Source organism: Clostridium sp. CM036 (assembly GCF_055081135.1).
Genome location: NZ_CM143652.1, coordinates 1275015 through 1293970 on the forward strand (window position 1 = coordinate 1275015; position 18956 = coordinate 1293970).

Here is an 18956-nt window from a genome sequence, read left to right on the forward strand (position 1 = left end):
AAATTCCTCCTTCTATTTAAATAAATATCCTGAAAATATTAAAAAACTAAAACATATCAAATTAAAAGTTACAAAAGTCGAAGCAATTTTAAAATAACCCTTTCCTTTGATTTTTTTGTAGAGTACTTTTCTCTGAAAATAATCTGTAACTATGATTAAAATCCCATGGAAGGCACCGTAAACAACATAATTCAACTGAATCCCATGCCATAGCCCCATGGTTATCATGTTTATCATGAAACCAATGTAGGAAGCTGTATATCTACTCTTGAACCACTTTTTCTTAATGGCAGTCATTACGAATCTATTATAAATAAAATCTCTAAACCAAAAAGATAAGCTCATGTGCCATCTGTTCCAAAAATCTTTTATATCTTTACTTATAAATGGAAGATTAAAGTTTTCAGGCGTTTTTATTCCCATTATGTAGCTTACGCCTATTGCAATTAAACTGTAACCGGCAAAATCGAAAAACAAATAAAAGCTATAAGAATACATATATTTAGTTGCATTTATTAAAGTGTGTGGTCTTAATGATATTACATTAATAAAATGTTGTTGTATATAATATCCTATTAAGAATTTGTAACCTATTCCCTGTAGAATCTTAAATAGTCCATCACCTAAATATTCAACATATTGTCTGGGCTTTATAACCTTATTGCTTTCCTCAGTAAATCTAAGTGAGCGGTCAATGGGTCCAGAACTTAATGTTGGAAAAAATAACATAAAATAAGCAAGATCAAAAATATTTATTTTGGTAATATACCCATCAAAAATTTGTATTAACATCTGAATAACTTTGAAAGTTAAATAAGAAATCCCTAGAAATCCAAGCTCTCTGTGTATAAGTATATTGCTAAACTTTGAGTATATTAAAGGTGACAGGCCTATAAATATCATTATCCAAAGTAACCATCTTTGTTTAAACTTTTTCACTATAAAGCTGTAAATAATAATTAACAAAAATTCCATTATAAAAAATATAATTAAATATTTAATTTGCTGTTTTGATTTGCCAAAAATTAAATACATCATAAATAAGCTAGCCGGTAGTCCATACCATTTTATCCTTTTGCCAAGCAAACCAACAACAATTGCTGGAATTAGCACTAAAATCATTATATAGAAATACAAAAATTCTCCATAAGGAAGCATTTAAAATTCCTCCATTATCTTTTTTCTGTCGATTTTTCCATTTCCATTTATCGGTAGAACTTCTACTACCTTTACTTTGCGAGGTATCATATATGAAGGCAGTAAATCCTTCAAGGAATTTTTAACTAAGATAATTATGTTTCCTTCATATTTATCATTTAGCACTACAGCTGTTGCTAAATATTTAATTTTACCTCTTTCTTTAATAGGTACTACAACTGCATTTTTAATGAAAGGAAGTATTCTTATATTGTTTTCAATATCTTCAATTTCCACTCTATAACCATGAAGTTTAATTTGATTATCTATTCGTCCCTCATAATATAATAGACCATTAACTATATAACCCGTATCTCCGGTCCTGTATCCCCTCTTTTTAACATCTAAAATTTCTTTTTCAAAAAAATTTTTTTCTGTTAAAATAGGCTCAGCAAAGTACCCTATACTTACACTATCACCTACTATTAATATTTCATTTGTATTTTCTTCTATGATTATTTCACAGTCTTTTTTTACGTACCCAACTGGAAGCTTTTCTTTACTTAAAAGCATTTCTTTCTTTATTTCAATTGCAGTTACTGCTACTGTTGCCTCTGTTGGCCCATAGAAATTTATTATTTTAATTTTAGGGAATCTTTCGAATAATTTTCTTACGCATTCCTTAGAAAGTGTTTCTCCACAGAATAACAACTGCCTCAATTTGGGTAATAACTTTTCATTAAATTGCTCACTTTGTAAACACATTTCTGCGAAGGACGGAGTGGAAACCCAAGTTGTAATTCCCGAAGACTTAAAATCAATAAAAAGCTCAGGTAAATTAGCTATCATCTCTTTATCAATACTATATAGTATTGAACCAGAAACCAATGATAAATAAGTATCCATAACAGATAAATCAAAAGAAAAAGGTGCTTGATTCATAAATATTTTATCTTTTTTATCAGTTAAATCCATACTCCAATCAATGAAGCTTTTAATACAATTTTTAGTTATCTGAACTCCCTTTGGATTACCAGTACTTCCTGAAGTATATATAATATAATAAACTTCTTCATCCTTAATTCTATAACCTATATTTGGTATTTTATTCCCATGTTGTAATAAATGTTCTTCTATTTCACTCTTATTCAATATTGTTTCTGCTGGAATATCAATTAAATCATCTGATGTGTTTATAATTAGTTTAGCACCAGAAATAAATACAATATCTTTAAGCCTTGTAGTTGGTGTTGAGCTATCCACTGGAATATATGCATGTCCACTTTTTACACAAGCTAAAAAACAGATAAGCATTAAATGATCTTTATGTCCAAAAACTATTATTGGAGTTTTATCTTTTCCAAATAAATCTATAATATTTACAGCAAGTGAATCAGATTTTGTTTTTAATTCCCTATAGGTTAAGTTACTATTCCTATACATATGAGCTACTTTATCGCCAGTACTGTAACTTTCGATTTTATCAATAAAGTCCATAAATGTGCCTCCTCTCTATATTTCAAAAATCTATGTTTTCTTTTATTTCCTATTCGCTAAGCAATAATTATGTACATTATATAATCTAAATATATTAATAACTCTAAACATTCTATTTAACATAATTCAATGTTTTTGTTTACACACATACATTCGTTTTGCTTAATTATCCACTTTCCCTTGCCTCCATTTATATTCGTTCTTACAATTTATGGTATAACGCTACTCTATGTAAAACTTCCCATGTAATTATAAGGCATATTGGGTACAAATGTATACATAAAAGTAAAAAAATAAATAAAATTGTATATTGCAATATAAAATATCCGAAAATTTCAAGATAAATATAATATTAAATTGTAATGGTTTTTGCTCCATCATGTTGGCAGATAAACCGTTTAAAATTTTTCAACAAAGTAAAATGCATATTCCTTGCTTTCTTATATTACAAGAAGGAGTTTAAGAAAATTGTAATTAAACCTTAAGATTTCTTAAGATTAGAGTATACAACTTACCAAAGAGAACTAAAATACTCTGTAATATCGTTCAATTTTGTAGACCCTTTCTACTTTATAGTAAAATAGAAACAAAAAAAATTCTATGCTTATTTAAAAAAGCCCTCAAATGATTGGTTTTCAATCGCTTGAGGACTTTCTTTATCTGTATGACCTTCCCTTTAGAAAGACCTGTAGCTTTAATTATTATATTCTGAACTTGCTGTCAAAAAAATCACCAATCCCCTATTCACAAATTGGAATCTCTATTGTTACCTGTGCGCCACCAGTTACAAGTGAATTATCCATATGGAGGGTCCCCCCATGGAGATTTACAAATGCTTGGGTAATGTACATCCCTATCCCATAATGACTTTTCGATGAGCGGCTACAATCACCCATATAAAATTGTTTTGTGGCTGATTTGATATCCTCGCTTGAAAAACCCTTTCCACCGTCTGTTGTAATGAATCTTATTTTATTATCCATGGATTTTACCTCAAAATAAATTTTTCCGTTACTTGGGGAGTAATCCACCGCATTTGAAATAACATTCATAATGGCACGTTGAAGTAGCAACTTATCAATCATAATCGACCTAGGAATATAAGTTTTAGTAAACTCAACTTTAAGTCCCTTGGTATTTGCAATGGCTTCAAGCTGCTCTTGAATTGTGCCAATAAAATTTTCAAAATCTATCCTTTCCAGTTGTAGAAAAAGAGTTTTTTCTGAATTTGAAATATCAATCAGTGTTTTGATATACTGATCAATCTGCCTTGTATTTGTTGAAATATAATCAATATATTCCTGTTGCTCCTTATCTAATGTTGAATCAGACAGCAATTCAGCATTTCCTTTGATAATTGTTAGTGGAGTTTTAAGATCATGGGCAAGAGCGGAAATCTGCTCCTTCTTTGCTTGTTCTATATTCCATTGCTGTTCTAATGATTTTTTTAATTCTGTTTTCATGTCTGATATTGATAAAAGTACATCATTGAATTCTTTAATTCCTGAACATTTTATGTCAAAGTCCAAATCCTGCTCCTTGATTTTTTCAGTAGCTTGCAGGAGGGGCCTTAGATGCTTATTTAGGTTTTTCGCATAAATAGTAGTAATGATTAAAATAATGAAAAAATATAAAGCGGCAAAAGTTATAATCATGATTTTTTCGGGATCCGGTAAATGCTTATTTAAAAACTCAGATTGGTAGCTCATTTGAACATAGTACTCTAAAACACAAAACCCATCTTCCCTTTCAATGAAATAGTAGTTCTTTTTGCTTACACTTTTAAGGTAAGTACCCTTAGCATATTCTGTTGCGGTAAGTAAGTCCTGACCCTCTAAATTTGTTTTTACAACCTGATATTCTTTATCGAAAACAGCAAATTTACATCCATAGGGTATCATGTTTTCTGTGATTTTCGGTGTAGATGCAAGTAATGGTTTAGCGCTCCTAGCCAAATCCTCGCAGTAACTCGGTATAAGAATCACACCATTTCTTACGCCTAGATTAAAAATTCCCATATATACTCCTGCGAAAACAATAAATGTAACTCCTAAAATTAATAGATACTTAAAAAAGACCGCCTTTAACGTAAAAGCTTTTTTCTTTACTTCCATTTGTACCCTATCCCCCATACCGTCTCAATTGGTGACAGTTCAAACACAGCTATCTTTGCCCGTATGTTTTTAACGTGCTCCGTAATAGCTGAGCTGTCACTTTCTCCATCATACCCATAAACACCTTCGTATATTTTGTCCTTTGAAAAAACCTGGCCTTGATTTCTGGCAAGAAATTCGCATATGTTATATTCACTTTTGGTAAAAGGAATTTTTTTATCATCCACTAAAATGTCCTTACCAGCTAAATCAAACTTCACCCCGGATACACAAAGAGTAATTCGCCTTTCACGGTTTTCCCGCCTAAGATAAGCATTTACTCTGGCTCTTAGTTCCCCCACTCCAAATGGTTTTGTAATGTAATCATCCGCGCCAAGCCCTAACCCGTACATAATATCTATTTCCATAGTTTTTGCTGTAAGAAAAATAATAGGACAGTCTACAATACCACGAATCTCCTTACAAAAAGTAAATCCATCCATACCCGGCATCATGACATCAAGTAAAATCAAATCAAAGTTTGAAAATTCACTAGTTAAAATTTTTTCAGGATTCACAACCGTAGTTACCAAATGATTATCTTTCTGAAGAATATTTTTAATTAAAGCCAGAATATCAGGTTCATCATCGATAACCAGAATTTTTGCCATATTCCTCACTCCTCGTATGTTGTCTATAACTAGTATAACGTCAAAATATTATCAAATCAACTTATATTATCCACAAATTCCAAATCATAGCGAAGCTTATTATAAGCACTTTTATTTTTACTCCGCAGGAGATAATTTGATGGCTGTTTTATCAGTAGACGCGCTTCCTACAGGCATCGTTTTGTAAAAGTTGTTATCAACTTGGACGGCGATGGCTTCTTTACTATCTATACCTTTTATTGAACAAACACTTTGAAAAGATACAATAAACTTTGCATTTTGGGGAAGATCCTTTTTTACATCCTCTATTGTTAATTGGGCAGACAAATCAATTTCCTTTTGTTTAAGTATACAATTATTTTTATCAAGAACTGCCACTTTGTCAATAATTCCGTTCCATCCCCCAAGTTTAGACCGATCCAATGAAACATTTGAAATTTGATAAGTTATTTCCTTATAACTGATTTGCGTAGCATTTTTAGCATTGACCTTGCAAACAATTTTATCTTTAAGTGCATATGTCCTTACTTTTTTAATTATAGTATCTTTTGCAAAATACCCTATTACTAATGTACAAAACAAAACTGTGAACAAAATTACAAACTTTCTTTTTATCTTCATAACAATTCCTCCTTATTCATATGACTTTCTTCCTTCCCATTTTTTGAACCAAAATAAACTTGCAACAAAGGCTATACATATGGCAAATAACATGACAAATAATCCCTTTTGCATATCAAGTACTATTTCAGCACTGAAAGCAGGATCGTTCAACTTTTCAAACATACGATTGCAAAACCTCACGCTCCATGCCCATGGAACAAAGTACCATATATAATCACCAAGACCAGTAAGCATCAGAGCAGAAATCAGACTTCCTGCAACTCCAAGCCCTGCGGAGGCACCCTTTCCAAATTGAAGACTTATGAACACATGCAAGATATAGATGAATATATTTCCTAGAACTAATGCTACACCTGCTTTTAAGTAAAATATATTGGGCATTGTTTGGAATCCAAGTGCAAAGATTCCTACAGCAAGCGTCATGGAAAAACTTCCCAATAAAAGCAAAATAATTAGCTTACTCAAATACGTGGTGCATTTTGATTTTGTAATGCACAATAGTGTTTGAAAATTTCCAGCTTGCTCTTCCTGCTCAATTACTATCCCACTGATTATTCCTATGAGCAAAGGAAATGCAATTGCTAGGACCTCCAAATACCCACTTATTTTTTTTAATGCGCTCCATGAAGATGAACTATAATATGCCAAAAACATGAATGCTCCCGCTAGCGGAATAAGTAGATGAATCCACAGAATAGAAGTATGTCTTAATTTATAAAAATCCGATTTTATACACCTAATTAAAGCAATCATATTAATTAACCTCCTGTTTTTCAAACCAATTAGCGGTAACAATCATTAGCAAAGCAAACAGAATAATGGACAGCATAATTCCAATTGGAATCACGACTGGATTTCGTAGCGGATCTCCTATTTCCGCTAGCATTCCATTTGGCAAACTCCCAACAACCGAACACATAATACGTGACGTCCAACTATAAGGACAAATCCACCACATTGATGTACTTACAGCCATAACATTTAATACAGCTCCAACTCCAGCGTTTATCAAAACTGTCCCTAGCATTCCCAGTTTCTTCGCTAAAAACATACAAAGTGGAATCTGCCATAAAGATGTAACTGCAATCAAACCAGCTCCGGCAAATGCGCGAAAAATCGGTACGGTATTGGAAATTAGATAACCTCCTAAAAGAATTCCAACTAGCAAAACCATACATGAGAAAGTCATATAAATCCCATTTGCCAAAACTTTTGAAATCCACACCTTTTTTAAAGAAATCGGCAGACCAAATACAGCCCTATAGCGTAACTTTTTTTGCTCCTTTTCGTTAGTCATTACTGCCATTATTGAAATATATCCCGGTAGTATCAGCATATACCACCAATTGAAGCTATTGAATTGAAACCCGTTTCCGGACATAAATGCAAATAGCAAAGTAACCATAGGTGCAATAAAAATCAGTTTTTTTATAAATGTTCTCTTACACTTTAAATTTTCAGCCTGTAAATATTTAAGCATTATAAATCCTCCTTCCTGTTCTTTTTCACAACCTCTGTGAAAAGCACCTCCAAATCTTCACCAGGATTAATTTTGCCGTTATACCCGAGTACCCCATTGCTTATGATGCCGATGTGGTCTGCAATCAATTCAACCTCAGACAATATATGACTGGAGAGGATCACTGTCATTCCCTGCGACGGGAAAGAACGTATTAACTCACGTAAATCTTGTATTCCAAGAGGATCCAAGCCATTTGTAGGCTCATCCAAAATTAGCAATTTGGGTTTATTTAGTAGTGCAATTGCAATTCCAAGCCTTTGCTTCATTCCCATAGAAAACTGTCCTGCCTGCTTTTTTCCTGTATTCGTCAAATCCACAATTTCCAGTACTTCTTTAATACGGGAATCTGGAAGTCCTAAAAGAATAGTTCGTACTTTCAGGTTTTCAACGGCCGTAAGATTTTCATAAAGAGGTGGAGATTCAATCAAAACTCCTATATTAGAAAGATCCTTCCTGCTCCACTGATGATCCTCAAAAATTATTTCTCCTGATATTGGATGAAGCATTCCCGTAACCATTTTTAATAGAGTTGATTTTCCGGCACCATTCGGGCCTAGCAATCCATAGACAGAATTTTTCTCAATGGACAGCGAAATGTTGTTTACTGCACGCTGTTTTTTAAAAGTCTTGCAAAGATTTTTTGTTTGTAAAATGTAATTATTCATATTCATCACCCTTTCGTTTACTATAGTTTTATAATACTAAGTAATTATAAGGATTCTATAAGGATTTTTATTTTTTCCTACTATTAATTGAATTCTTAGAGTGAACACTTCGCCTTGCTGTTACTGAAATACAGATACATCAGCCATCCACGTAAAAAAAGGCCCTATCATGGATTTAATATCCATAATACAGCCCCTTCTTCACTTCATTTTAAAAATTCCTTTTAAATCTATTGTTCCTTATTTTTCTCTTATTTAAATTAATCATTCTTATTATAACCGCTATTCCTATTAAAAATAAAATAAATATCCCAGTAGCCATAATGTATATATGTATGTTGTTTTTTAATAAAGATCCTTTCGAAACTGTTGAATACAGCTTGTAAGTTTTGACCTTCCCTTTTTCAGTTAATGTCAAAGTTCCAACGCTCTTATTTCCTTTAAGACTAGAAACAGACATACTGTTTAAGTTTATATTTTCCTTCAAATCTTTTTTGTTTGCTTCATTGTTGTAATAGCTAACATCCTCTTTAGCTACCAATGGTACACTAATAGTTTTCTCTGGACCAAAGAATCCAAGCGGTTTGTATTTTAATGTTTCAGTTCTTATAACAGAATTATTTGCATGTAATACTTCTTTCTGTAAATTATAGCTATAGTTAATTATGTTTTCCATATCATTGAAAACATAAGTGTCTTTGGCATCCATAACTGATCCCATAACAACCCCCATAATTTCTCTACCATTTCTTTCATAAAAGGCTACAAGACATCTTCCGGCTTGTGAAGTATATCCTGTTTTCCCACCAATACAACCATCTACGCCAAGAAGCTTGTTGCTATTTTCAATTTTAAATGTTGTTCCTTTTGATGTTGATATGGTACTTTTCTTTTTAGTCATTGATTCTTTTACCCATGGGTTTAAAAATGCAGCTCTAGCCAATATACTCATATCATAAGGCGTAGTATAATGATTGGGACGCGAAAGCCCATTAGGAGTTACAAAATGAGTTCCTGTCATGTTCAATTGGGCTGCCTTATCATTCATCGTTTTCTCAAAGTTTGTACCATTTCCTGAGACGTCGTCTGCAATCATACAGGCCAGATCATTCGCTGAAAACAGTGACAGTCCATCCATTACGTCAGCACCTGACATAGTTTCATCAAGTCCAATTGGATGAAAATTAACATTTAATGAATCCGCAGGCTGGATTTTTGCACTTTGCGTATATTTTATTTCATCAGTTTTTTCCCTGTTCTCAGCGAGCAATAGCGCGGTCATTAACTTTGTTGTACTTGCTGGGTACGTTAGCTTGTCAACATTTTTCGCGTAAATTATTTCGCCAGTTGCAACATCTACAGTGATGGCTGCTTTCCCATATATTGTTGGTAAACTAGCAGTGTCATTACTACTAACTGCGAAAACATTTAAGTTCATAGAAAATACTAGAAATAAAACAATCAGAGTAAATTTTTTTTTGTATTTCAACTTTCATCTCTCCATTACTATAATTTATTTGCATTCATTATAAAATACAATTGAAAATAAGACTTTTCAACAGATAATATTTGATTGTATAAAGGTATATTATAGCACATATATGGTTATTAGCACATTACCATTTTAATCTTGTTTCATAAATCGACTTTATTTTTCTGTTAAAATAAGCAATGCGCGCCTACCGAGTTTCGCAAAATAATTTGAACTTGGTAGAATTGCCGCATCATCTACTGTAAATTTAGGATGATGAAGTGAATATGACACACCTGTACCTATACTAACAAATGCACCCTCTATTTGCTCTTGATAATAAGCAAAGTCTTCTCCAATTAGGGTTTGAGGAAGTTCCTTAATAACATATCCCTGTTCTTTTGCTACTTCTAATGCAACAGACGTCCACTTCGCTGTGTTATTTGTTGCTGGCGGTCCGCAATACCATTTTAGCTCGGCAGTTGCACCAAATGAGTCAGCCATTCCTTTAACTATTTGCAGCATTTTTTTAGGGACGAACTCACGTGTTTCAGCCTTAAGCGTCCTCACAGTTCCTTCAAAATAAGCTGTAGTGGGAATTACGTTCCATGTATTACCACTTTCCAAGTGAGTAACACTAATGAGTACTTGATCAAATGCACTAACATTACGACTAACAATTGTTTGTAATGCTGTAATCATATGGGCTGCAACAATAATCGGATCTGTTCCCTTTTCCGGTGATGACGCATGTGTTCCAGTGCCTGCAATTTCGACTTCAAAACGATCAACTGCTGCAGTCAAAGCTCCCACATTTGTTCCTAAACTGCCTACTTCTAAATCTGGTGAGCTATGCAATCCAAAAATTGCATCAACACCTGATAGGACTCCGCTTGCCAAAATGTCTTCTGCACCCTTCCCTATTTCTTCAGCTGGTTGAAATATAACCCGTACTGTTCCAGATAATGTTGATTCTTGTTGTTTTAATAAATAAGCTGCACCTAAAATAACAGTTGTATGAAAATCGTGTCCACAAGCATGCATTTTTCCAAAAACTTCTGACTTATAATCTAAATCTGTTTCTTCAATAATAGGCAACGCATCAATATCGCAACGAATTGCAATAATAGGCCCTTCCTTAAATCCTTTTATTTCTGCAACTAACCCTGTTTCAAGTGGTAGATCAAGTACTCGAATTTGAGCTTCATTTAATAGCTTACGTAAAGTCTGCGTTGTTTTAAACTCCTCTTTAGATAACTCTGGATGCTTATGAAAATTATGACGTATCTCTATAAGTTTTTCTTCCAAATTATCATCAACACTTTTTAATAATATCTCATTCTTCATAAAATCATACCCCTTAAATTTATTTAAACACACGTATAAATTGAGCTTTATCTATCTTTTCTAATTTCTTACCATAATAACATGAAAATATAATAATAATTATAATTATCAAATTAAAGATGCTTAATATATACTGCGAAAGCAAATGAAATACCAGTATGTTTACATACAAAATTCATAAAAACGGTATAGCTAAATATTGCTATACCGTTTCTGATTATTGTATTCTTACTCTATCTATATCCGTTTTTTTTATCTATTGCCTCTTCTCTAATTTCTGTTCTCATGCCTGTAATAGCTTCTTTTCTTCTCTCATTCTTTTCCTCTAGTGAATTTATAATTTTTTCATCATCTGTTTTTTCAATAGCTTCTTCAGCAAGGTTAAAATTTTCAATAGAATTATCAATATTCTCCTGAATTTTATCTACATTATCTCTCCTGTCATCTGGTTTGTTTTTCATAATTTCATCTCCCCTTTTGTTTGATTTAATAAACTATCTTTTATTATTATATCTACAAAAATATTTATTATGCGACAAAACATTAAAAGAAGAAAGACAAAGACGTTAATGTTTAGATATATCTATTTGTTAGCAATGAATAAGTATATAGCTACATGCTCAAACTATATTATATGGAGTAAATCAAAGGAAGTGTATGACTATGCTTAAAAATAACATACTAAAAAATTTGCTGATTATTAATTTAATTTTTTTGGCCATACTTCTTTTCAGTAAGATGTTCTTTGTTCATAAAATTATAATTATACTTTTTAAATCATTTTTAACTCCTTTTATATTTTCTGTGTTTTTGTTTTATATTATGAACCCATTAAATACAATTTTCATGAAAAATGGTTTAAAACCAAGTACCTCAGCTCTATTAACATTAATCCTTGGAGTATCTATTGGCACAGGTGCTATAACCTTTTTTAGTAATTATATTGCAATTCAGTTTAATGGAACAATAGAAGAACTAACCAATTTTATGAAAAGCCAAGACCCTGTTAATCAAATAATGAATAAAATTAATAACTATATACCCCCTGAGATATATAAAACATTTGCCAATATAGCTAATACTTATACGCATAATTTGGGTCAAACCCTTATGTTTGCAGTAAAGTATGCAATGCACACATTTTCAACTCTATTTCTTGTGTTAATAATATTATTTTTTTTGCTTAAAGATGGTTGTAAATTTAAAGATAAAATCATGTGCATAACCCCTAAAAAGTATGGAAAACTTGTTCTGAAAATTCTTTCTGAGAGCAATAAGGTATTGGATGCTTATGTTACAGGTCAAGCAAAAGTAGCTCTTTCTTTATCCATTATGATATTTATTGCCTACAAAATAATAGGCATTCCCAATGCTCTACTTTTCTCCTCAATAACTTTTATTTTGGCTTTTATTCCTTTTATAGGTTTTTTTATTTCCATGATTATTCCCTCTATCATTGCTTTAAGCATGGGATTTCTCATGATAGTAAAACTTATTATTGTATTCATCATTGTACAAACTTTAAAAGGAAGGGTTGTTGTGCCTGCAATTATGTCTCATGCAATGAAAATTCACCCTCTAACTGACATCTTCTTAGTAATAGGTGCAGTTGCAGTAGGTGGACCTTTGGCTGCCTTTGCTGTTGTCCCTATTTATGCCATTATTAAAACAATATTTTCTAACTTGTATGAATGCGGCATAATCAAAAAATTCAACAACTAATTCCACTTAAAAAAGATTTTAATTAAGTTCTGAAATTTAATAATTACTGACTTATAGACTTTTAATAACTGTGTAATCCATAAGAATTAATAGCTCCATTATTAGCCATTAGAAAAGCACCTGTAAATTTTCTACAAGTGCCAATGAATTATATTACTATTATGTATTGTCGTATTATACTTTTATTTTACACATTTCACTAAAGTAATACTTTACTTTTTTATCAATTGTACAAATGTCATATTACCTATTATTCTGGAAACTGGTTGTGGCTCAGTCAATCCTTTGGGAGTAGCTCCACTGTAAAAAAACAAAGCTTTATTTGTTGGATCATTTCCATTAAGTGATTCCATTGCAGCCTTCATTCCACTTGCCTCTGCAGGTCTATTAATGTTACCATTTAATACCGGGGTGAATTGATAACGCCCATTTGTATTTTCATTAATAACAGCCTTGATTGAATTTGGGAAATAACTGCTCTTAACTCTATTTACAACTATTGCGCCTACAGCAACCTGAGCCTCATAACTTTCTCCTCCTGCTTCAGCGGTTATTAATCTAGCTAGCAAGTTCAAATCGCTATCTGTATATTTTATTGCCGTAGATTTTGTTTGCGATGTTTGCGCTGCAGTAGAACTAGTACCTCCTGAAATCTTAAGAACCTGTCCTGGGAAAATGGAATCATTCCATTTGTTATTATCTTTCCTTAAATCATTTAATGATTGTCCACACTTTTTCGCTATTGAAGATAAGCAATCCCCACTTTTAACAGTATAAGTCTTAAGTGAATCACTCTTCGTTTGTGTTGTTTGTTTCACCGTAGCACTATCTCCTCCTGAAATCTTAAGAACTTGACCCGGAAAAATAGAATCGTTCCATTTGTTATTAGCTTTCCTTAAGTTATTTAATGATTGTCCGTACTTCATCGCTATTGAAGATAGGCAATCCCCACTTTTAACAGTATAAGTTTTAGTTGTTGATGTAGCTGCAAATATATTTTGTGATGTAAGCATTGATACACCAATTGTTAATGTTGTTGTTAATAAAATAGATTTAAGACTTTTAAATTTGGTCATTATTTCCACTCCTTTTTCCTCCCAGGTTAGTTGACAGGTTAGGGTATAGGCACCTTAATTTCACATAAAGCTTCACCCTAAAATTAAATCCCGTACTTCCTTTGGAGTATTATTTTATTATACCATAATACGACAACGATAAAAATCCAATGCATTTTTCGGAATTTTATGTCATATATAAATAATATTAAATCATCACCCTCGAAGCTGAAATGTCGCTAAATCATGGATACTAAATCCAGTTTTTTTATATTTTACGAATACTTTTCAGCTTAATAGTTCAGAATTAAAAAGTGCTAGTAAAAAAGGATGTAAGGAGGAAATTATGAAAGTTGGTATTCCTAAAGGCTTATTATATTATAAATACTTTCCTTTTATAGAAAAGTTTTTAATTGAATTAGGTGCAGAAGTAATTACATCTGCTGATACAAACAAAAACATTTTAAATGGAGGGGTTAAATACTGTGTAGACGAGGCTTGTTTGCCCATAAAGATATTTCATGGACACATACTAGATATAAAGGACAGATGTGATTTACTAATAATACCTAGAATTATGAGGGTCCGCGCACGCGAATTTATATGCCCTAAGTTTTGTGGACTTCCAGAAATGATAATGTATAGCATACCCAATTTGCCAAAGGTAATGACAGAACCTATATATGCAACTAATGAGAAAGAATTATATTGTTGGTGTAAAAAACTAGCTCGAATGATTACGAAAGATAATAGCAAGGTAAGCGTTGCATTTAACAAAGCCTTAGAAACACAGAGGAATTTTAAATTTGGGATTAAAGATGAAGGCTTTAAAAAAAATGTTGCTTTAGTAGGACATCCATATAATCTTTACGATACTTTCATTAATATGAATATAGTAAAAAAATTAAACAAACTAGGTGTAGGAGTTATAACAGAGGAATATATGGCGGAGGAACAAATTAAGGCAGAAGTAAAAACTCTTTTTAAAAGGCCCTTTTGGACTTTTGCTGCAAATTCTTATGGATTTACAACTAGTATAGCTAAAAATAATGAAATAGATGGAGCAATATACATTTCATCCTTTGCTTGTGGAATAGACTCTGTTGTACTAGAACTTATTAAAGAAAAAATTGGAGATTTCCCTCTTTTAGTTTTAAAAGTTGATGAACATACTGGTGAAGGCGGCCTAGACACAAGGCTTGAGGCCTTTATTGATATGATTGAAAGGAAAAATAATAATGAAGATAACATTTCCACATTTAGGCAACACATATCTTGCAGCTAAAGCACTATTTGATGGACTGGGTATAGAATGCATAGTTCCACCATTTAGTAGTAACGAGGCGTTAGAGCTCGGTTCAAAGTTTTCTCCAGAAGAAATGTGCTTACCTTATAAAATTATGATGGGCAATTATTTACAGAGTATAGATCTTGGAGCGGATACCATAATTATCCCTGGAAGCTGTGGTCCCTGTAGATTTGGCGAGTACTGTGAATTACAGATGAATGCGCTAAAGAAATTAGGACACGATTTGACTTTTATCGTAGTTGATAGCCCTTTTGACATAGGTAAAGAAGAATTCTTAAATCGCCTATCCAATATCACGGGTAATAGCCCATTAGGTAAAGCTCAAAAAATTAGAGCGTTAAAGGTAGCCTATAATGTAATTGAGCTAATAGAAAAAATTGAAAGTAAAGCACATTATTTAACAGGATTCGAGGTAACCAAAGGAGAATTTAAGGGCGTTTTAAAAGAATGTACCCTTAATGCTTCGAAAGCAAGTTCGCCATCACAGATGGTGAATATTCTAAAAAAATATAAAAATAAAATAAACGAGATTCCTATTAATAAACATAAGTCCCCAGTAAAAATTGCAATTATCGGTGAAATTTATACTATAATTGAACCCTTTTCTAATCTTTATATAGAAGATAAACTTATGGATTATGGGGTCGCCACTAAACGAATGCTTACTCCTAGTTGGTGGATTAAAGATACAGCACTTCGCCCTTTAAAGCTTAACTCAATTGACATAAGGAGAGCTTCTAGAGAATATCTCCCATATTATATCGGTGGGCACGCTAGAGAGTGCATAGGAGAAGTACTCCTTGCTGAAAAAGAGAATTTTGATGGAGCCATTCAAATTTTTCCTATGGGATGTATGCCAGAAATTGTATCAAAATCAATTTTGACTGCAATTTCAAATGATAAAGATTTTCCGATAATGACTTTGATAGTAGATGAAATGACTGGAGAGGCAGGGTATATTACTAGAATAGAAGCATTTGTAGATATGTTAGAGAGGAGGAAAAACAATGTACTATATGGGAGTTGATGTGGGATCTGTAAGTACTAATATTGTACTATTAGATAATACATTAAAAGTTATTGAAAAATTATATTTAAGAACAAAAGGTAAACCTATAAAAGCAATCCAAGATGGACTTAAAATTCTAAGTGAAAAATACGATAGTAAGCAAATAAGCTCAGTTGGAACTACAGGTAGCGGAAGACATATGGCTTCTTTTTTAATAGGCGCTGACATAGTAAAAAATGAAATTACTGCTCATGCAGTGGCAGCACTCGAAATTGATAAAGATGTAAGTACTATATTAGAAATTGGAGGTCAAGATTCAAAGATAATACTATTAAAAAATGGCATAGTGACAGATTTTGCAATGAATACGGTTTGCGCAGCAGGCACAGGTTCTTTTATTGATAGGCAGGCGGAAAGGCTAGAGATACCTATTGAAGATTTTGGAGAGTATGCATTAAAGTCAAAATCACCTGTAAGAATAGCTGGGAGATGTGCTGTTTTTGCGGAATCTGACATGATACATAAGCAACAGCTTGGATATAATGAGGACGATATAATAGGAGGTCTTTGTGAGGCAATGGTTAGGAATTATCTAAGCAATGTAGGGAAAGGAAAACAAATTCGATCAAAAATATTTTTTCAAGGTGGAGTTGCAGCGAATATAGGCATTAAAGTAGCTTTTGAAAAAGCCTTAGGCACTGAGATTCATGTTCCAGAGCACTACGATGTAATGGGTGCTATTGGAGCGGCAGTACTTGCAAATGAAGCAGTTATGAAGACAGGAAAAACAAATTTCAAAGGGTTTGAAGTAGCTTTCAATGATTTTGCCCCTCGAAATATAGAGTGCAATGGTTGTGGTAACAATTGTGAAGTAATTGAAATAAAAGATGGTGAAAAAACTGTAGGCTGTTTTGGAGATAGGTGTGGTAAATGGAGCAGTAAGATGGTTATATGATTTTTTTGTTTTAATTTTTAAATATTCATATATTAATTCAACAGCTCTCCTATTTATAAATTGTATAGAGGAGCTACAAAAACTACAGTTACGGAGCATCCTATAATATTGCCTATGCATTGTGACTATATGCATAAAAAAGCTAACCATTAACATGAGGCCGCTGAAAAAAGCACTCTTTATTTAGTAGAGTTTTCAAGCTTGAATAGAAAAAGCATGAGATGTCCATATTTTGGATATCTCATGCTTTTTATTTTATAATTAAGTTTTAAAAGCCCTATTTCATGCTTTTCAACTTAATTATTCTCTTTAGATTCACAGTGAAGATTGATAATGCACCTTGCATTTGCATGCTAATTAAGCCTGACGATATTGCTACATCATAGCTATGTTGGTGCTTAAGTTCACTGTTTTTAGCCTCTATCATATAACGTTCCCTAGCTCGTTTTTTAAAATATTCACTTTTTTCGAACTCTATTTGATCTTTGTGAGTATTTGACTTTATTGAAACTGAATAAGTTTTAGATTTAGCGCCTTCTTTATAACACCCATCTTTATGAACACAATTTTTACACTTTTCTACATTAAAATAGTAGGTTAGCACTTGATTTTTACCAACATTCTTCTTTCCCTGTTTTGCTTTTTTAATAGCCATATGACCTGCCGGACATACAAATAAACCAGCATCTTTATTAAACTCAAATTCATCTTCTTTTTTTCGCATTCCTTGTGAAATTACAGGATTTAGTCTTGAAATTAATGCAATTTTATTTTCTTTTGTATATTCTAGGTTTTTCTTTTCAGAATAAGCTGTATCTCCAATTACTTCATTTACATCTATACCAGCCTCACGGCTTTTTTCTATTAAGGTTATGAGCTCCTTTCCATCACTTTTTTCGCCAGTTGTAATAACAGCTGCTGTAATTAAACGTTCTTCACTCATAGCAAGGTGTGATTTATATCCAAAAAAAGAACTATCCTCAGTTTTATGCCCCACTTTTGCATCCTCATCTTTTGATATTTTTAGATTTTCTAAGTCATCATTAATAGCTTCCATTAAGTAGTTTAATTTAGTTTTCACAGCTGGATTTGCTGCAGTTTCTGGCTTCTCGTTTATGGTATCAATTAATAATTTGCAGTACTCAAGAATATCTTCAAGTACTCCAGTTGTAACTTTATTAGGTAACTCTTCTTTAATACCAGGATGTACTCCGTACAATGTTTTTCTTAAGTTTTTTGCACGTTTCAATAATTCCTCGCTTGCTGACTTTTGGTTATAACGTGACTTGGTATGCGTAGCATCAACTATTATTGCTTTACTTTTTAAAACTCCCTCTTTTATAGCAAGTTCTACAGTCTTGTTTATTAATAAATCCAATAAATTCATGTCTTTAAGGCGAAGCTTTCTAAATTTAGTTAGTGTACTTGAGTTTATTAAATTTGTTTCTTCTGGGGCTAAATTTAGAAAATATTTAAAGGACATGTCATAAAGAGTTCTTTCAACAACATCTTCATCAGACAATTCATATATTACTTTCAAAAGTAAATATTTAAATAGCATTATGGGGTTAATAGCACCTCTACCCATAGATGAACTATAGTTAATCATCAATTCGTCATAAACAAATGAAAAGTCAACAAGGTCATTAATTTGCTTTAAAATGTTATCTTTCGGAATAATTAACGAATATAAGCTATGGTATGTATTTATTTTTATTTCCAATTGTCCTTTTAGCATAATAGTTTAGCCCCTTTTATTTTATTCTACTATACTAATTCGACATATCTTTTAAAATTCCTTTTTGTTTTTTAGTCTTTTATATAAAAAAATCGCCATCTTTAATTAGATGACGATTTTTTTATATAGTTTTTCAGTGGC

The 18956-nt window shown here is 32.2% G+C and carries 17 protein-coding genes; 4 read left to right on the top strand and 13 right to left on the bottom strand.

Annotation, left to right across the window (positions count from 1 at the left end; genetic code table 11):
* Positions 1–12: 12 nt before the first annotated feature.
* The 11 genes from dltB to tlp form a co-directional block, all read right to left on the bottom strand.
* Positions 13–1158: a D-alanyl-lipoteichoic acid biosynthesis protein DltB gene (dltB, locus tag ACWJKE_RS05995; RefSeq protein ID WP_462959250.1), complete on the bottom strand. Its 1146-nt coding sequence runs from the start codon at positions 1156–1158 to the stop codon at positions 13–15.
* Entirely contained in the window at positions 1159–2634 is a 1476-nt protein-coding gene (gene dltA, locus ACWJKE_RS06000; RefSeq protein ID WP_462959251.1) for a D-alanine--poly(phosphoribitol) ligase subunit DltA, read from the bottom strand. It lies immediately after the preceding gene.
* A 740-nt stretch (positions 2635–3374) separates the two neighbouring features.
* The gene (locus ACWJKE_RS06005; protein WP_462959252.1) at positions 3375–4748 is read right to left on the bottom strand and encodes a sensor histidine kinase; all 1374 of its coding nucleotides are present in this window, start codon (positions 4746–4748) and stop codon (positions 3375–3377) included.
* The gene (locus ACWJKE_RS06010; RefSeq protein WP_216303017.1) at positions 4739–5398 is read right to left on the bottom strand and encodes a response regulator transcription factor; all 660 of its coding nucleotides are present in this window, start codon (positions 5396–5398) and stop codon (positions 4739–4741) included. Before ACWJKE_RS06010 ends, ACWJKE_RS06005 begins: the two co-directional genes overlap by 10 nt.
* 117 nt (positions 5399–5515) lie before the next feature.
* The gene (locus tag ACWJKE_RS06015) at positions 5516–6019 is read right to left on the bottom strand and encodes a NisI/SpaI family lantibiotic immunity lipoprotein (RefSeq protein WP_462959253.1); all 504 of its coding nucleotides are present in this window, start codon (positions 6017–6019) and stop codon (positions 5516–5518) included.
* Between the two features lie 12 nt (positions 6020–6031).
* Positions 6032–6775: a lantibiotic immunity ABC transporter MutG family permease subunit gene (locus ACWJKE_RS06020; protein ID WP_462959254.1), complete on the bottom strand. Its 744-nt coding sequence runs from the start codon at positions 6773–6775 to the stop codon at positions 6032–6034.
* A 1-nt stretch (position 6776) separates the two neighbouring features.
* A complete protein-coding gene (locus ACWJKE_RS06025) occupies positions 6777–7502 on the bottom strand; it encodes a lantibiotic immunity ABC transporter MutE/EpiE family permease subunit (RefSeq protein ID WP_462959255.1) in 726 nt (241 codons plus the stop codon).
* The gene (locus ACWJKE_RS06030) at positions 7502–8209 is read right to left on the bottom strand and encodes a lantibiotic protection ABC transporter ATP-binding protein (protein ID WP_462959256.1); all 708 of its coding nucleotides are present in this window, start codon (positions 8207–8209) and stop codon (positions 7502–7504) included. The genes ACWJKE_RS06025 and ACWJKE_RS06030 overlap by 1 nt, the downstream gene beginning before the upstream one ends.
* A 211-nt stretch (positions 8210–8420) precedes the next feature.
* Positions 8421–9647 carry a D-alanyl-D-alanine carboxypeptidase family protein gene (locus ACWJKE_RS06035; RefSeq protein WP_462959354.1) on the bottom strand — a complete coding sequence of 409 codons (1227 nt, stop codon included), beginning with the start codon at positions 9645–9647 and terminating at the stop codon, positions 8421–8423.
* 210 nt (positions 9648–9857) lie between these two features.
* On the bottom strand, positions 9858–11027 hold the full coding sequence (locus ACWJKE_RS06040; RefSeq protein WP_220320069.1) for an amidohydrolase: 1170 nt from the start codon (positions 11025–11027) through the stop codon (positions 9858–9860).
* Positions 11028–11260: 233 nt separating this feature from the next.
* Entirely contained in the window at positions 11261–11488 is a 228-nt protein-coding gene (tlp, locus tag ACWJKE_RS06045; RefSeq protein ID WP_216303011.1) for a small acid-soluble spore protein Tlp, read from the bottom strand.
* Between the two features lie 202 nt (positions 11489–11690).
* Here tlp and ACWJKE_RS06050 point away from each other — a divergent pair, with 202 nt between their 5' ends.
* Positions 11691–12749: an AI-2E family transporter gene (locus ACWJKE_RS06050; protein ID WP_462953040.1), complete on the top strand. Its 1059-nt coding sequence runs from the start codon at positions 11691–11693 to the stop codon at positions 12747–12749.
* A 212-nt stretch (positions 12750–12961) separates the two neighbouring features.
* Here the strand turns inward: ACWJKE_RS06050 and ACWJKE_RS06055 are convergent, their stop codons facing one another.
* Positions 12962–13825, bottom strand: a complete 864-nt coding sequence (locus ACWJKE_RS06055) for a LysM peptidoglycan-binding domain-containing protein (RefSeq protein WP_220286971.1) — start codon at positions 13823–13825, stop codon at positions 12962–12964.
* 325 nt (positions 13826–14150) lie between these two features.
* Between ACWJKE_RS06055 and ACWJKE_RS06060 the strand changes: the two genes are divergently transcribed.
* From ACWJKE_RS06060 to ACWJKE_RS06070, 3 genes are read left to right on the top strand one after another with little or no spacing between them, the layout of a single operon-like run.
* Complete coding sequence (locus ACWJKE_RS06060; protein WP_220286956.1) at positions 14151–15089, top strand: acyl-CoA dehydratase activase-related protein; 939 nt, start codon at positions 14151–14153, stop codon at positions 15087–15089.
* The gene (locus ACWJKE_RS06065) at positions 15043–16140 is read left to right on the top strand and encodes an acyl-CoA dehydratase activase-related protein (protein ID WP_462959257.1); all 1098 of its coding nucleotides are present in this window, start codon (positions 15043–15045) and stop codon (positions 16138–16140) included. The genes ACWJKE_RS06060 and ACWJKE_RS06065 overlap by 47 nt, the downstream gene beginning before the upstream one ends.
* Positions 16121–17077 (top strand): acyl-CoA dehydratase activase, encoded by a 957-nt coding sequence (locus ACWJKE_RS06070; RefSeq protein ID WP_216303006.1) that lies wholly within the window; start codon positions 16121–16123, stop codon positions 17075–17077. Before ACWJKE_RS06065 ends, ACWJKE_RS06070 begins: the two co-directional genes overlap by 20 nt.
* A 277-nt stretch (positions 17078–17354) precedes the next feature.
* Here ACWJKE_RS06070 and ACWJKE_RS06075 read toward each other — a convergent pair whose 3' ends face one another.
* Positions 17355–18815 (bottom strand): IS1182 family transposase, encoded by a 1461-nt coding sequence (locus ACWJKE_RS06075; RefSeq protein ID WP_220287894.1) that lies wholly within the window; start codon positions 18813–18815, stop codon positions 17355–17357.
* Positions 18816–18956: the final 141 nt, after the last annotated feature.

Excerpts from the sequence above, each read along its gene's own strand:
- ACWJKE_RS06025 (WP_462959255.1), bottom strand. The coding sequence starts at position 7,502 with ATGCTTAAATATTTACAGGCTGAAAATTTAAAGTGTAAGAGAACATTT.
- ACWJKE_RS06010 (WP_216303017.1), bottom strand. The coding sequence starts at position 5,398 with ATGGCAAAAATTCTGGTTATCGATGATGAACCTGATATTCTGGCTTTA.
- ACWJKE_RS06015 (WP_462959253.1), bottom strand. The coding sequence starts at position 6,019 with ATGAAGATAAAAAGAAAGTTTGTAATTTTGTTCACAGTTTTGTTTTGT.
- ACWJKE_RS06030 (WP_462959256.1), bottom strand. The coding sequence starts at position 8,209 with ATGAATAATTACATTTTACAAACAAAAAATCTTTGCAAGACTTTTAAA.
- ACWJKE_RS06035 (WP_462959354.1), bottom strand. The coding sequence starts at position 9,647 with ATGAACTTAAATGTTTTCGCAGTTAGTAGTAATGACACTGCTAGTTTA.
- ACWJKE_RS06020 (WP_462959254.1), bottom strand. The coding sequence starts at position 6,775 with ATGATTGCTTTAATTAGGTGTATAAAATCGGATTTTTATAAATTAAGA.
- ACWJKE_RS06070 (WP_216303006.1), top strand. The coding sequence starts at position 16,121 with ATGTACTATATGGGAGTTGATGTGGGATCTGTAAGTACTAATATTGTA.
- ACWJKE_RS06075 (WP_220287894.1), bottom strand. The coding sequence starts at position 18,815 with ATGCTAAAAGGACAATTGGAAATAAAAATAAATACATACCATAGCTTA.
- ACWJKE_RS06065 (WP_462959257.1), top strand. The coding sequence starts at position 15,043 with ATGAAGATAACATTTCCACATTTAGGCAACACATATCTTGCAGCTAAA.
- ACWJKE_RS06005 (WP_462959252.1), bottom strand. The coding sequence starts at position 4,748 with ATGGAAGTAAAGAAAAAAGCTTTTACGTTAAAGGCGGTCTTTTTTAAG.
- ACWJKE_RS06060 (WP_220286956.1), top strand. The coding sequence starts at position 14,151 with ATGAAAGTTGGTATTCCTAAAGGCTTATTATATTATAAATACTTTCCT.
- dltA (WP_462959251.1), bottom strand. The coding sequence starts at position 2,634 with ATGGACTTTATTGATAAAATCGAAAGTTACAGTACTGGCGATAAAGTA.
- ACWJKE_RS06050 (WP_462953040.1), top strand. The coding sequence starts at position 11,691 with ATGCTTAAAAATAACATACTAAAAAATTTGCTGATTATTAATTTAATT.
- dltB (WP_462959250.1), bottom strand. The coding sequence starts at position 1,158 with ATGCTTCCTTATGGAGAATTTTTGTATTTCTATATAATGATTTTAGTG.
- tlp (WP_216303011.1), bottom strand. The coding sequence starts at position 11,488 with ATGAAAAACAAACCAGATGACAGGAGAGATAATGTAGATAAAATTCAG.
- ACWJKE_RS06040 (WP_220320069.1), bottom strand. The coding sequence starts at position 11,027 with ATGAAGAATGAGATATTATTAAAAAGTGTTGATGATAATTTGGAAGAA.
- ACWJKE_RS06055 (WP_220286971.1), bottom strand. The coding sequence starts at position 13,825 with ATGACCAAATTTAAAAGTCTTAAATCTATTTTATTAACAACAACATTA.